This is a genomic window from Burkholderia sp. Bp9099 (assembly GCF_003857805.1).
Lineage (GTDB): Bacteria > Pseudomonadota > Gammaproteobacteria > Burkholderiales > Burkholderiaceae > Burkholderia.
Genome location: NZ_QTPU01000003.1, coordinates 280,343 through 294,489, shown reverse-complemented (window position 1 = coordinate 294,489; position 14,147 = coordinate 280,343). Strand labels below are relative to the sequence as shown.

The 14,147-nt window shown below is 69.5% G+C and carries 11 protein-coding genes; 5 read left to right on the top strand and 6 right to left on the bottom strand.

Annotation, left to right across the window (positions count from 1 at the left end; all coding sequences use genetic code 11):
• Positions 1-23: 23 nt before the first annotated feature.
• Positions 24-953, bottom strand: coding sequence for an MBL fold metallo-hydrolase (locus DIE17_RS04960; protein WP_409333454.1), 930 nt, complete (start codon positions 951-953; stop codon positions 24-26).
• Between the two features lie 204 nt (positions 954-1,157).
• Between DIE17_RS04960 and DIE17_RS04955 the strand changes: the two genes are divergently transcribed.
• The 4 genes from DIE17_RS04955 (at position 1,158) to DIE17_RS04940 (ending at position 4,322) form a co-directional block, all read left to right on the top strand.
• Complete coding sequence (locus tag DIE17_RS04955; protein ID WP_124521701.1) at positions 1,158-2,555, top strand: sigma-54-dependent Fis family transcriptional regulator; 1,398 nt, start codon at positions 1,158-1,160, stop codon at positions 2,553-2,555.
• 306 nt (positions 2,556-2,861) lie between these two features.
• A complete protein-coding gene (locus tag DIE17_RS04950; protein ID WP_124485429.1) occupies positions 2,862-3,422 on the top strand; it encodes a DUF2975 domain-containing protein in 561 nt (186 codons plus the stop codon).
• A gap of 8 nt (positions 3,423-3,430) precedes the next feature.
• Complete coding sequence (locus tag DIE17_RS04945; protein WP_124485430.1) at positions 3,431-3,655, top strand: helix-turn-helix transcriptional regulator; 225 nt, start codon at positions 3,431-3,433, stop codon at positions 3,653-3,655.
• The gene (locus DIE17_RS04940; RefSeq protein WP_124521703.1) at positions 3,630-4,322 is read left to right on the top strand and encodes a hypothetical protein; all 693 of its coding nucleotides are present in this window, start codon (positions 3,630-3,632) and stop codon (positions 4,320-4,322) included. Before DIE17_RS04945 ends, DIE17_RS04940 begins: the two co-directional genes overlap by 26 nt.
• A gap of 145 nt (positions 4,323-4,467) precedes the next feature.
• Here the strand turns inward: DIE17_RS04940 and DIE17_RS04935 are convergent, their stop codons facing one another.
• The 4 genes from DIE17_RS04935 to DIE17_RS04920 all read right to left on the bottom strand — a co-directional run bounded on the left by DIE17_RS04935 (position 4,468) and on the right by DIE17_RS04920 (position 11,489).
• Complete coding sequence (locus tag DIE17_RS04935) at positions 4,468-5,496, bottom strand: MerR family transcriptional regulator (RefSeq protein WP_124485432.1); 1,029 nt, start codon at positions 5,494-5,496, stop codon at positions 4,468-4,470.
• 127 nt (positions 5,497-5,623) lie between these two features.
• The gene (locus DIE17_RS04930) at positions 5,624-7,231 is read right to left on the bottom strand and encodes an efflux transporter outer membrane subunit (RefSeq protein ID WP_124521705.1); all 1,608 of its coding nucleotides are present in this window, start codon (positions 7,229-7,231) and stop codon (positions 5,624-5,626) included.
• 2 nt (positions 7,232-7,233) lie between these two features.
• Entirely contained in the window at positions 7,234-10,383 is a 3,150-nt protein-coding gene (locus DIE17_RS04925) for an efflux RND transporter permease subunit (RefSeq protein ID WP_124521707.1), read from the bottom strand.
• Entirely contained in the window at positions 10,380-11,489 is a 1,110-nt protein-coding gene (locus DIE17_RS04920) for an efflux RND transporter periplasmic adaptor subunit (protein WP_124521709.1), read from the bottom strand. Before DIE17_RS04920 ends, DIE17_RS04925 begins: the two co-directional genes overlap by 4 nt.
• A 191-nt stretch (positions 11,490-11,680) precedes the next feature.
• On the opposite strand from DIE17_RS04920, the gene DIE17_RS04915 reads away from it, so the two are divergent.
• Entirely contained in the window at positions 11,681-12,301 is a 621-nt protein-coding gene (locus DIE17_RS04915; protein ID WP_124485436.1) for a TetR/AcrR family transcriptional regulator, read from the top strand.
• Between the two features lie 106 nt (positions 12,302-12,407).
• Here DIE17_RS04915 and DIE17_RS04910 read toward each other — a convergent pair whose 3' ends face one another.
• Entirely contained in the window at positions 12,408-14,141 is a 1,734-nt protein-coding gene (locus DIE17_RS04910) for a ClcB-like voltage-gated chloride channel protein (protein WP_221621948.1), read from the bottom strand.
• Positions 14,142-14,147: the final 6 nt, after the last annotated feature.

The window sequence follows — 14,147 nt, the reverse complement described above, 5'->3', positions numbered from 1 at the left end:
GGTTCTCCGGTCGGGGCGGCGGCTCAGATCGCGTCGAGCGGGATCTTCAGGTAGCGCACGCCATTGTTTTCGGGCTCGGGCAGGTGGCCGGCGCGCATGTTGACCTGCACCGACGGCAGCATCAGCACGGGCATGTCGAGCGTCGCGTCGCGCGCGGTGCGCATGGCGACGAAATCGTCCTCGGTCACGCCGTCCTTCACGTGCACGTTCGCGCGACGCTGCTCGGCCACCGTCGTCACGAACTGCACGTCGCGGCCGCCCGGCTGGTAGTCGTGGCACAGATACAGGCGCGTGTCGGGCGGCAGGGCGAGCACGCGCGCGATCGAACGGTACAGCGTGCGCGCGTCGCCGCCCGGGAAGTCGCAGCGGGCGGTGCCGTAGTCGGGCATGAACAGCGTGTCGCCGACGAACGCCGCGCGCTGCGTCGCGTCGTCGACGCAGTAGGTCAGGCACGCCGGCGTATGGCCCGGCGTGTGCAGCGCGCGGATCGTCAGCGCGCCGAGCGCGAGCGTGTCGCCGTCGTCGAGCAGGCGGTCGAACTGGCGGCCGTCCTGCGCGAAGCCGGGGCCGGCGTTGAACAGCGTGCCGAATACGTGTTGCACGCGGCGCACGTGGGCACCGATCGCGATCTGTCCGCCGACATGCGCCTTCAGGTACGGCGCGGCCGACAGATGGTCGGCATGCACGTGCGTTTCCAGCAGCCAGTGGACGGTCGCGCCGAGTTCGGCGACGCGCGCGATCAGCCGGTCGGCGCTGGCGGTGTGCGTGCGGCCGGATTTCGGGTCGTAGTCGAGCACGCTGTCGATCAGCGCGCATGCGCGGCTTTCGGTGTCGAGCAGCAGATAGCTGACGGTGTGGGTCGCCGGGTCGAAAAAGCCTTCGACCGACAGCAGGGGGGCATGGCTCACGGGATGTCCTCGATCGGGTTCTGCGTCTGCAATCGGACATCCCATGTTCAAGAAGCATGCCAATTCGCGCCGCGCTGCCGGATGATGTGGCAGGTAATTGATTCGGCTCGGATTTTTGGCGTGGCCGCGGTGGGTCGCAGGCACCGGCGACGGGGTGCTGTCGACGTCGACTGCCATATCTGGCAGCGTCGTGGCAGAATTGGCAGTCTGCCTGGCAGTCCGTCCGCCCATCCGTTTCCGAGCCTCCCGATGAATCCGCACGACACCATTCCGATCGTTCCCGCGCCGTCGCGCGACGTCATGCCCGACGTGCGCGCGCTCGTCGCGTATCTGGAACAGGATCCGCAGCCGATGATCGTCGTCGATCCCGACTACCGCATCCTCGCCGCGAACGATGCGTACCGGCGCCAGTTCGGCGTGGCGGGCGTCGAGCACGTCGGCCGGCACTGCTTCCGGGTTTCGCATCATTACGACGTGCCGTGCGACCAGGCGGGCGAGCATTGCCCGATGAAGCAGGCGCGCGAGTCGCGCAGCCTGAACCGCGTGCTGCACATACACCATACGCCGCGCGGCCCCGAGCACGTCGACGTGGAGTTGCGGCCGATCTTCGATGCGCGCGGCGACGTGATCGCCTACGTCGAGCGGCTGACGACGGTGCGCAGCGCGTCGGCGCAGCCGAGTGCGGAAGGGCTCGTCGGCGGCGCAGACGCGTTCAATGCGGCGCTCGGCGCGCTGCAGCGCGTCGCGCCGTCGATGCTGCCCGTGCTGCTGCTCGGCGAATCGGGTACCGGCAAGGAACTGTTCGCGCGGGCGCTGCACGAGGCGAGCGAGCGTGCGATGGGGCCGTTCGTGGTGGTCGACTGTTCGGGCATCGCCGAGACCCTGTTCGAGAGCGAACTGTTCGGCTACGAGAAGGGCGCGTTTACCGGTGCGAACCAGCGCAAGCCGGGCCTCGTCGAGACCGCGCAGGGCGGCACGCTGTTTCTCGACGAGATCGGCGACGTGCCGCTGCCGATGCAGGTGAAGCTGCTGCGGCTGATCGAGTCGGGGACGTTCCGGCGCGTCGGCGGCGTCGAGGCGCTGCGCGCGGATTTCCGGCTCGTCGCGGCGACCCACAAGCCGCTGCGCGAGATGATCGACGACGGCCGGTTCCGTCAGGACCTGTACTACCGGATCAACGCGTTCCCGATTCCGCTGCCCGCGCTGCGCGAGCGGCGTGGCGACGTCGCGCTGCTGGCCGAGTCGATCCTGCGGCGCATCGCGAACGCGCGCGCCGGCGCGGGCGACGCGAGCGCGCGGCCGTTCGCGGCCCGGCCGTTCGTGCTGACCGAGCGCGCGCGCGCGTGCCTCGACGCGTATGCATGGCCGGGCAACATCCGCGAACTGCGCAACGTGCTCGAGCGCGCGTGCCTGTTCGCGGACGACGGCACGATTCGCGTCGAGCATCTGCCGGCCGAGCTGGTCGCGGCGTCGGTGACACCACCGGCGCGTGCGGCGGACGCGCGCGGCGTGTCGGACGCGGAGCTCGTGCGGCTTGCGAGCACGTTCGACGGCACGCGCAAGCAACTGGCCGAGCACGTCGGGATGAGCGAGCGCACGCTGTACCGGCGGATGAAGACGCTCGGGCTCGGGGTGCGCGACCGGTGAGCGGGCGCGTCGTGCCTGGCTGCCGCCGACCGGTCGCATCAAGCGGCAAGCTGATGGACGGCGGCGCGCCGCCTGTGCCGAATGCGGACCCGAACGCCCGGCCCGTGTTCCTTCGCGACATGACGAAGCGCGGGCGCGCGATCGGCCTGCACGACGATCGCCGATTGCCCGGCCGGTCGGGCGAGCTGGCAGTCGGCTGTCATGATTGACGATAAAAAATGACTGTTCTGCACAAAATAATTATCGTTTTACGATAATTATCTGGCTTACAATCGATGCGTGTTCACACCGTATCGAGGAGGTCGCATGCATTCCGATCGCATTGCCCGTATCAGTCAGCGCATGGCTACCGTCACGCTGTGGTTCATCGTCGGCATGCTGGTGCTCAACGCCGCGTGCTGGGCGTTCCCGTCGTTGAGCGCGGCCACCGGGCCCGGCCTCGTATTCGGCCTCACCGATTCGGTGGTCACGAACCTGGGCGTCGATGTCGGCGCGTTCCCGTGGTGGCAGAAGGCTGTCGGCATCCTGCTGTCGAGCGTCCCGCTCGTTGCGCTCGCGGGCGGCCTGCGCCACTTGCGCGAGCTGTTCCGGACCTACGCTCGGCGCGACTATTTCTCGGCGCAGGCGGCCGGCCATCTCGGCAAGACGGGGCGCGCGATCGGTCTGTGGGTGCTGTTGAGCCTGCTGTGCGAACCGCTGCTGAGCGTGTGGGCGACGTTTCGCGAACCGGTCGGCCATCGCGTCGTCAGCATCGGCTTCAGCCTGCCGTACGTCGTCGCGCTGTTCACGGCGGCCTGTATCGCGGTGATCGCGCACATCCTGCGGCAGGCGAGCGAGCTCGATGCCGAACACCGGCAGTTCGTCTGAGGCGCGCGATGTCGATCGTGGTCAAACTCGATGTGATGCTCGCGACCCGCAAGGTCCGCTCGAAGGATCTCGCGGCGGCCGTCGGGATCACCGAACCGAACCTGTCGCTGCTCAAGCAAGGCAAGGTCAAGGGCATCCGCTTCGCGACGCTGGAGGCGATCTGCCGGTATCTCGACTGTCAGCCGGGCGACCTGCTCGCGTTCAGCGATGACGGCGGCGGCGAGCCGGATTGACGTGCCGCACGCGCCGAGCGTCGACGCGGCGCGGCGGCGTCGGCCGGGCATCGTGGCAGTTGCAGGCGTGATCGCCGTGTTGCTGCATGCGATCGGTTGGTATGCGCTGCAGCGGATGCCGGCGGCGCGCCGGCCGGTTGCGGCCCGGGTCGATGCGTCGTCGGGCCGGATTGCATTGAGCGTCCGGTTGATTCCCGTGACGCCCGAACCTGCGCCCGCAACCGAGGTCGACCGGCGCACCGGTCCGACAGCAGCCATGCGAGAGACGCGCGAACCGAAAAGCCGTTCCGGCGCAGCGGCGACGCCGCGCCGGGCGACACGTTCGCTTGCGGCCGCGCCCGCGCAGGCAACGACCGGCGGCGCGCCGGATTCGGCTGAAAGCAGCCCGGTGCGTGCGCCGACCCCCGAGGTCGACTGGGGGCGTGATCTGGCGACGATCGGCACGCGTCGTGCGACGGGGCGCAGCCCTGCGGCGGCCACGGTCGGTGCGCTGGGCGCAGCGTCCGGCCTCCCGGCCGCGCGTCGCCATTCGGTCGACGAGACGCTGGCAAGCGGGGTGGCGGACGCACGGCGCGCCGACTGCCGACGCGCCTACTCGGGTGCCGGCTTGCTCGCACTCCCGATGCTCGCGCTGGATGCGGTTCGCGATACGGGCTGCAAGTGGTGAGGAAGCACGCGGCTCGGCGCTGCCGGTGAGACGCGATCGCGCGGCGTTTTCGACGCGCGGCCGGATACGAGCCGGTTCGCCTGACGACGTGTCCGGGCGGCGCGCAACGGCCACGCACCGCCCGGGCTGCCGGGGCGTTGGACCCTCAACGCGCCGGCGCAAGCTGCGCCATCGCCTCGCGCATGAAGCCGAGCAGCGTGTCGTCGACCCATGAGTCCTTCGTCAGCGCCGGCTCGGTCATCATCGCGTTGCGGAATTTCGCGTGCGTGGCCGGGTCGTTGCCCGCGTAGCTGCGGAACAGGTCGAGCCAGCGTTGCGCGAGCGCGCGGCCTTCCGGTGAATCGGGCTGCGCGCCCGCATCGATCGCGTCGCGCACGTCGCCCATCAGTTGCGGCCATTCCATCGAGCGTTCACCGAAGTGCGCCCGCATGAAGCGGATCTCGTCCGGCGCGAGATACTTCTCGAAGATCCGCATCTTCGTTTCCGCGGACGCGCGCAGCACATAGTCGCGCAGCACGGTCGAGATGCCGAGTTTCGACTGCATCGACGGTTCGCGCTCGTGCATCAGGTTGAGCTTCGCCAGCAGCCGCGGATCGTTGTTCGTGTCGCGCACGAGCAGCGCCATCCAGCGGCCGGCAAGCGCGCGAGCGCGCTCGTCCTCCGGCGGCACGCCCGCGTCGTGCAGCGCACGCACGTCGGCGACGAGCGCTGTCCATTCCGCGTCGCCGGCCTGGCTCTTGCGATACATCGGCAGGCGCGCGAGTTCTTCCTCGGAAAAGTATTTGTCGTACACGGTCATCAACTCCAGTGTGGTGAGCCAGTCGGCCAGCTCCGGCTCCGTGCCCGCGGCGAGCTGCGCGTGCAGGTGCACGAGACGCTCGCGCAGCTGCGCGGTCTGCGCGAGCTGGTGGTCGAGCGACGCGATCTGCCTCGCGACGAGCGCGACGAGCGGGGTGCCGGGCCGGTTCAGGTAGTCGCCGATTTCGGCGAGCGACAGTCCGAAGCGACGCAGGGCCTGGATCTGGTGGAGCCGGGCGATGTCGTCGCGGTCGTACAGCCGGTAGCCGTTGTCGGCACGCGCCGAAGGCGTCAGGAGGCCGATCGCGTGATAGTGATGAAGCGTGCGGACGGTCAGGCCGCTGCGTTTCGCCAGTTCTCCCACTTTCAGCCGCATGGTGTCCTCCGTTCGGTGCGCACACTGGAGTCTCGAACGTTACGCTACGTGAGGGTCAAGCGGAAGATCGCGGATCGGCGCGCGGGGTTGGTCCCGCGCGCCCGACGCAAACGGCGCGCTATTGCGGTCATTGCGGTGGCGGCGGCGCGTCGGGCGTGACCGCGCGCGCCTGGGCGCCGGGGGAGATTCGAGCCGCGTTGCCGATGTCGCCGGCCGGGTCGGCCTTTCCAGCCTTTTCGGCTTTTTCAGCCTTGCCGGCTTTGCCGGCCGGGTCGACCGGCGGCGTGCCCATCGCCTGATAGAGCCGCGCGGTATCCGCGAAGCGTGCGCCGGTCGCGCGGATCTCGTCGAGCCGCGCGTTGCGGTACTGCAGCTCGCTTGCTCGCGCGGCCGACGGCGGCAGCGCGCCGAGCCGCACGCGGGCGGCCGCGTCGTCGTACGCGCCGCGCGCGGACAGCGCGGCCCGCGACGACGCATCGAGCGCCTCAGCATCGTGCTCGAGCGCGGCGAGCGAATCCGCGACGTTCTGGAAGGCGGCGAGCACGGTCTGTTTGTACTGGTCGACCGCCGCCTCGTAGGTCGCCTTCGCCGCACGGCGCTGCGCGAGTAGCGCGCCGCCGTGGAACAGCGGCTGGCTCAGCGACGCACCGACGTTCCAGATCGAACCGGCGCCCGACAGCATCGCCGGCCAGCTGAAACCGCCTTTGCCCATCGCGGCCGACAGCGACAGCTGCGGGAACAGTTGCGCGGTCGCGAGGCCGACTTCGGCGGCGGCTGCCTTCAGCCCCGCGTCGGCGGCCTGGATGTCGGGGCGGCTTTGCAGCAGGTCTGACGGCACGACCACCGGTACTTGCGCGGGCAGGTGAAGGTCGGCGAGCGTGAGATCAGCGGGCGGCCGGTCGGGCGTACGGCCGACCAGCACGGCCAGCGCATGGCGCGCCGAGTCGCGCTGCTGGCGCAGCGCGGGCAGGCTCGCGGCGAAGGTGTCCGCGCTTTGCTGCGCGTTCAGTGCGTCGCTGCGCGATGCCGAGCCGAGCGCGTAGCGGCGTTGCGCGTCGTGCGCCTGGTCGTTCGCGAGCGCGACGAGCCGTTCGGTGGTGGCGATCTGCGCGTTGAGCACCGACACCGTGATCGATGCGGTGACGATGTTCGCGGCGAGTGCCCGGCGTGCCGATTCGAGCTGGAACGCGCTGACGTCGACGCGTTTCGCAAGCGCCCGGTTCGCGAAGCGCGATACGCCGAACAGGTCGACCGTATAGCTCGCCTGCAGTTGCCCGACGAACGTGTCGTACAGCAACGTCGGCGCGCCGAGCGCAGGGATCGGCACGCCGAGCGCACGCTGGCGCGTGGCCTGGCCGCCGGCGTCGATCGACGGCAGCATCGAGCTGCCGATCTGCCCGCGCAACTGCTCGCGCGCGGCATCCAGCGAGTGCGCGGCGGCGCTGAGCGTCGGGCTGTTGCGCAGCCCTTCGTCGACGAGTGCGTTCAGCGCATCCGAACGGTACTGCGTCCACCAGTCGGGCACGGGCTGCGCGCCGACGTCGAACTGCTGCGCGACGCCTTGCGCGGCGACGGTCTGCGGCACTTGCGGCGCGGCGCCGTAATGCGCGGGCGACGGCATCGCGGGCGGCTCGCCGCTCGGCGCGAACCACGCGCAGCCGGCGAGCGGGCCGGCGAGGCTCGCGGCCGCGACCACCCGCGCGGCCTTCGTTTTCAGGTTCATCGACAGTTCCATGGTCAGGCTCCCGACGGCGCGGCAGGCGTGCCGCCGTCGTGCGGCGGGGCGTCGCGCGGGTCGCGTTCGTCGCGCTTCACGCGGAACCACGCGGCGTACAGCGCGGGCAGGTAGAACAGCGTCAGCACGGTCGCGCTCGTGATGCCGCCCATCAGCGCGGTCGCCATCGGCCCGAAGAAGTTCGAGCGCAACAGCGGGATCAGCGCGAGCACGGCGGCCGCGGCCGTCAGCGTGATCGGGCGGAAGCGCCGCACGGTCGCGCCGACGATCGCGTCGAAGCGTCCGTGGCCGGCCGCGATGTCCTGCTCGATCTGGTCGACGAGAATCACCGAGTTGCGCATGATGATCCCGAACATCGCGATCACGCCGAGCATCGCGACGAAGCCGAACGGCTGGCCGAACAGCAGCAGCGTGCCGACCACGCCGATCAGGCCGAGCGGGGCGGTCAGCACGACCATCAGCACGCGCGAGAAACTCTGCAGCTGGATCATCAGCAGCGTGAACACGGCGATCGCCATCAGCGGCATCTGCGCGTTGATCGACGTCTGCGCCTTCGCACTTTCCTCGACCGACCCGCCGATGTTGATCTGGTAGCCGACCGGCAGTTGCGCGCGCAACGCATTCAACTTGCCGTCGATCGCATGCGTGACGTCGATGCCCTGTGCGCCGGCGCGGACGTCGGACTGCACGGTGATGGTCGGCTGGCGGTCGCGTTCCCACACGACGCCGTATTCGAGCGTCGGCGTGAAGCGGCCGAGCGAACCGAGCGGCACGGGGCCGTTCGGCGTCGGCATCGCGAGGCCCGCGAGCTGCGCGGGATCGACGCGATCGGCGCGCGGCGCACGCAGGTCGACCGCGATCAGCTTGTCGCGTTCGCGGTATTGCGTGACGGTCGTGCCGGACAGCGTCATCGCGAGGAAGCTCGACACGTCCTGCGACGTGACGTTCAGCTCGCGCGCCTTCTTCTGGTCGAGCTCGAAGCGCACCGAACGTTCGGCCGGCTCGTCCCAGTCGAACTGCACGTTCACCGTGCGCGCGTCGCCGCGCATCGTCGCCGCGACCTTCTCGGCGATCGCGCGCACCGTCGCGATGTCGTCGCCGCTCACGCGGAACTGCACGGGATAGCCGACGGGCGGCCCGTTCTCGAGCCGCGACAGGCGCCAGCGCACGGCCGGGAAGCGGTCGCGCAGCGTGGTCTCGAGCCAGGCCGCGAGCTTCTCGCGATCCTCGACCGATTTCGCGGTGACGACGAACTGCGCGAAGTTCGGCAACTGCAGCTGTTGGTCGAGCGGCAGGTAGAAGCGCGGCGCGCCGCTGCCGACGAAATTCACCGAATGGTCGATTTCGGGCCGCTTGTCGAGCACCTTCTCGAGGCGTTCGGTCTCGCGCAGCGTCGCCGCGAACGACGCGCCTTCGGGCAGCCGCAGGTCGATCAGCAGCTCGGGGCGATCGGAGCTCGGGAAGAATTGCTGCGGCACGAGCGAGAAGCCCGCCAGCGCGACCACGAACAGGGCGCCGGTGATCAGCAGCACGACGAAGCGCCGCTCGATGCACCAGTCGATCCAGCCGCGCAAGCGCGTGTAGAAGCGCGTGTCGTAGATGTCGTGCTCGTGATCGTCCGGCAGGTGCGCTTCGTGCGCGTGCTTCTTGCGTTCGGGCAGCAGGTGGAAGCCCAGCAGCGGGATCAGCACGACGGCCGCGAACCACGATGCGATCAGCGCGATCGCCGACACCTCGAAGATCGAGCGCGTGTACTCGCCGGTACTCGATTTCGCGAGCGCGATCGGCAGGAAGCCCGACACGGTGACGAGCGTGCCCGTCAGCATCGGGAACGCGGTGCTCGTGTACGCGAATGCGGCGGCGCGCGCGCGGCTGTAGCCCTGCTCGAGCTTCACGGCCATCATCTCGACCGCGATGATCGCGTCGTCGACGAGCAGCCCGAGCGCGAGCACGAGCGTGCCGAGCGACACCTTGTGCAGCCCGATGTCGAACAGGTACATGAACAGGGCGGTGACGGCGAGCACGACCGGAATCGAGATCACGACGACCATTCCGGTGCGCAGGCCGAGCGACACGAGGCTCACGACCAGCACGATCGCGACCGCTTCGGCGACGGCTTCGAGGAAGTCGTCGACGGAATGCGCGACCGCATGCGGCATGCTCGACACCAGCGTCAGCTTGAGGCCGGCCGGCAACCGCGCCTGCAGATCCTTCGATTCGGCGTCGAGCGCCTTGCCGAGCCGGATCACGTCGCCGCCCGGCTGCATCGTCACGCCGATGCCGAGCACGGCGTGACCGTTCGCACGCATCTGCGTGATGGCCGGATCGTCGTAGCCGCGCTTCACGGTGGCGAGATCGCCGAGCCGGAACGTTCGGCCGTTGATGCGGATCAGCGTGTCGGCGATCGTGGCGACGTTGTCGAACTGGCCGCTCGGCCGCACGAATACGCGGTCGTCGGCGGTCGTCAGCACGCCGGCCGACGAGATGTCGTTCTGCGCGTTGATCGCCTGCCCGAGTTGCTGCGGCGAGATGCCGAGGCGCGTGAGCTGCGCATTGTTCACCTCGATGAAAATCCGCTGGTCGGGATCGCCGAAATAGTCGACCTTGCCGACGCCGGGCACGCGCAGCAGCACGGTGCGCAGCTGGTCCGCATAGTCGTGGAGCTGCGCGGGCGTGAAGCCGTCGCCTTCGAGCGTCCAGATGTTGGTGTAGACGTCGCCGAACTCGTCGTTGAAGAACGGGCCCTGCACGCCGGGCGGCAGCGTATGGCCGATGTCGCCGACCTTCTTGCGGATCTGGTACCAGGTCTCGGGCACGTCCTGCACGGGCGCCGAGTCCTTCATCGTGAAGAAGATCAGCGATTCGCCGGGCCGCGAATAGCTGCGCAGGAAGTCGATGGCCGGCGTTTCCTGCAGCTTGCGGCCGATCCGGTCGGTCACCTGTTCCTGCACCTGCCGCGCGCTCGCGCCGGGCCAGAACGTGCGGATCACCATCACGCGGAACGTGAACGGCGGGTCTTCGGATTGCGCGAGCCGCGTGTACGCGAGGATGCCCGCGAGCGTCGCGAGCGCGATCAGGTAGACGACCAGCGCCTGGTGGCGCAGCGCCCATGCCGACAGGTTGAAGCGGCCTTCTTCGCGGGGGCTGCTCATGACGCGAAGTCCTCCGCGTGCAGCGGGGCGACCGGCCGCACCTTCTCGCCCGCGCTGACCGTGTGCACGCCTTGCAGCACGACGCGCTCGCCCGGCTGCAGCCCGCTCGACACGGTGACCGTGCGTTCGTTGAAGCGCGCGACGTCGACGCGGCGCAGCTCGAGCGTGTCGTCCTTCGTGCGCACGACCCACAGGGCCGGATGCGGGCCGTCGTGGAACAGTGCGGTCGCGGGCAGCGTGATGCTCGGCGCGTTGCCGGCAACCGGCGCGCCGTCGAACGCGACGTTCGCGGTCATCCCGAGGCGCACGGTCGGATCGGGCGCGGCGAGCGTGAGCTTCACACGCCAGGTGCGGCTTTGCGGATCGGCGGCCGGCGCGATTTCGCGCACCTTCGCGGCGAACTGGCGGCCCGGCAGCGACGGCAGCGTGACGCTCGCCGCGTGACCGGGCGCGAGCGATGCGAGCGCGGCCTCGGGCACGTCGCTGACGACGTCGACGTCGCCCGACCACGCGAGCTGGTAGACGGCCTGGCCGGCCGATACGTTCTGGCCGGTGTCGGCCTGCTCGGCGGTGATGGTGCCGGCGTGATCGGCGACGAGCGTCGCATAGCGGAGCTGGTTCTTCGCAAGCGCGAGCTGCTGCTGCGCCTGGTCGCGCTGCGCGAGCGCCGACGTGTAGCTGTTCTCGGTCTGCTCCAGCTGCGCCGTTGCGATCAGGTTCTCGCGCGCCTGCGCGCGATCGCGATCGCGCTGCTGCTTCGCGAACGCGAGGCTGTGCGACGCGGCATCGAGTTGCGCCTGCGCGCTCGCGACGTTCTTCTCGACGTCGGACGGATCAAGCAGCGCGACGACCTGGCCGGCCTTGACGGTATCGCCGAGCCGCACCTTGCGCTCGACGATCTTGCCCGCGATGCGGAACGACAGCGGCGTCGCATAACGTGGCTGGATCTCGCCGGGCAGCGTGGCGGCGGCCGCGGCGCCGTCGGCGCGCGCGGGCAGCGCGACGACCGGGCGCGGCGCGGGCGGCGCGGCTTCCTTCGGATGACAGGCGGCGAGGACGAGCGCGGTGCCGACCAGCAGCACGGCGCGGGAACCGGAGCGATTCACGAAACCCCCAGATGAGGTGAGAGCGGAACGAAGCCGGCAAGCGCGGCGGGCGCTTGCCCCGAGTGGCGCCAGTCCGGCGCACACGAACACAGCCGAACGGGGTCGTTCGGAAACTGCGGTGGATTCTAATACACTGCTGTATCTGAATGCAAAGATGAATCTGAAAGGAAGTTGGTGCTAGACTGCGCGCCATGAAACCTCAGCGCTTAACTCGCGAGCAGAGCAGGGACCAGACGCGCGAACGTCTGCTGACTGCCGCGCACCGCATTTTTATGAAGAAAGGCTTTGTCGCGGCGAGCGTCGAGGACATCGCCGCGGCGGCCGGCTACACGCGCGGCGCGTTCTACTCGAACTTCCGCAGCAAGTCGGAACTGCTGCTCGAATTGCTCGAGCGCGACCACGATTCGGTGCGGGCCGATTTCGAGGCGATCTTCGAGATAGGCGGGTCGCGCGAGCAGATGGAGTCGATGGCGCTCGCGTACTACCGGACGCTGTTTCGCGACGACGAATATTCGCTGCTGTGGGGCGAGGCGAAGCTGCAGGCGGCGCGTGACGCGAAGTTCCGCGTGCGCTTCAACCAGTTCCTGCACGGCAAGCGGCTGCAGATGGCCGAATTCATCCAGCGCTTCGCGGAGCGCGCGGGCACGCCGCTGCTGCTGCCGGCCGAGACGCTCGCGTTCGGCCTGATGTGCCTGTGCGACGGCGTGCAGTCGTACTACACGGCCGACCCGCAGCACGTGTCGGCCGACGTGGCCGAATCGGTGCTCGCAGGGTTCTTCGCACGGGTCGTGCTGGGGCGCGCGCCGGACTGAACGGCCGGGCGGGCGGACGGAGAAGCGGGCGCGGCCTACGGGTGGTGCGCCGGTGCGGCGACCGACAAGGCCACGACGCCACATCGGGCGCCGCGCACCGGCGCCGTCACCGCTCGCCGGTCATCCGCCGGTACGCGTCGAGCAGCGACGTCTTGTAGACGACGCCCGCGAGCGTCGGCTCGGCTTCGCTTTCGATCACCGGCAGCCGTTCGCCCTGGAACGCCATGAAGCGTTCGAGCGCGGTCGCGAGCGGCATGTCGGGCGTGAGCAGCGGAAACGGCGTATGCGTGTAGTGCGCGGCCGTCTTGTCGGTCGTGTCGCGCTTGTCGAGCAGGTCGGACGTGATGTCCTTCAGCGCGACCGCGCCGCGGAAGCGCCCGGCGTCGTCGGTCACGTACAGATACTTCACCGGATATTCGAGAAACACGCGCGTCATGTCGGCGACGCTCGCGGTGAGCGGCACGATCGTCTGCGCGGGCTGGATCAGCTCGCGCATCTGGGTGGTGCGCAGCCGCAGCCGTTCCTGTGCGTCCTGGTGATGGTGCAGCGTGATCTCGTACATCGACGTCGTGCCGGTCGCGCGCGCGACGAAATACGCGAACACGCACGACACCAGCAGCGGCAGCACGACCTGGTAGCTCAGCGTCATCTCGAAGATCATCAGGATCGCCATCAGCGGCGCCTGCGTGGCGCCGGCCAGAAACGCGCCCATCCCGACCATCGCATACGCGAAGTACGCGGACGTGTGGCCGGGCCACAGCGCGTGCATCGCGAGCCCGAACAGCGAACCGAACACGGCGCCGACGAACAGCGTCGGCGTAAACACGCCGCCGACCGCGCCGGAGCCTGCGGTCGCGGCGGTCGCGATCACCTTGAACACCAGCACCGCGACGAGCGCCTGCCAGGTCCACGGCGCATGCAGGATGTGGTTCACGACGCTGTAGCCGTTGCCCCACACGTCCGGAATCCACACCGAGATCACGCCGACCACGAGGCCGCCGAGCGCGAGCCGCACCGGCAGCGGCACGGGCAGCCGCTTGAACTGGTTCTTGGACGCATCGAGCAGGTGCAGGAACTGCGGCGCGAGCACGCCGCACAGCGCGCCGAGCACGACGAACAGCAGCACTTCGGCGCCCGTCACGGCCGGGAACACCGGCATCTCGTACGGTGGCCGGTAGCCGGCGAATTCCCGCATCACGATGTTCGCGACGACGGACGCGACGACCATCGGCCCGAAGCTCTCCATCGCGATCGTGCCGAGCACGATCTCGGAGACGAAGAACGCGCCGGCGATCGGCGCGTTGTACGCGGACGTGATACCGGCCGCGGCGCCGCACGCGACGAGCAGGCGCAGGCGCGGCGGGTCGAAGTGCACGAAGCGGCCGACCAGCGACGCCGCGAGCGCCGCGAGCTGCACCATCGGGCCTTCGCGGCCGATCGAGCCGCCGCTGCCGATCGTCAGCAGCGACGACACGCTGCGCCACAGGCTCTGCCGCACCGGCACGACGCCGTCGCCGAGCGCGACGGCTTCCATGTAGTCGATGTTGCCGGATTTTCGGTCGCCGCGCGTCGCGAGCAACAGCACGCAGCCGGCGAGGAAGCCGCCCGCGGCCGGCATCCAGAAGCGCACGTACCAAGGCAGGCTTTTCGCCATCTCCACGAAGCTGCCGCTGTGCCCCGAGATCAGGCGCTGCATCAGGTCGATGCCTTCGCGGAACGCCATGGTGGCGAAGGCGCCGCCGACGCCGACGACGGCCGACCAGATCAGCATCGTATGGGCGTCCGACAGGCGGAACAGCGTCTGGGCGCGAGTGCGCAGCTTCAGCAGGAACGAGAGCACGGCTGA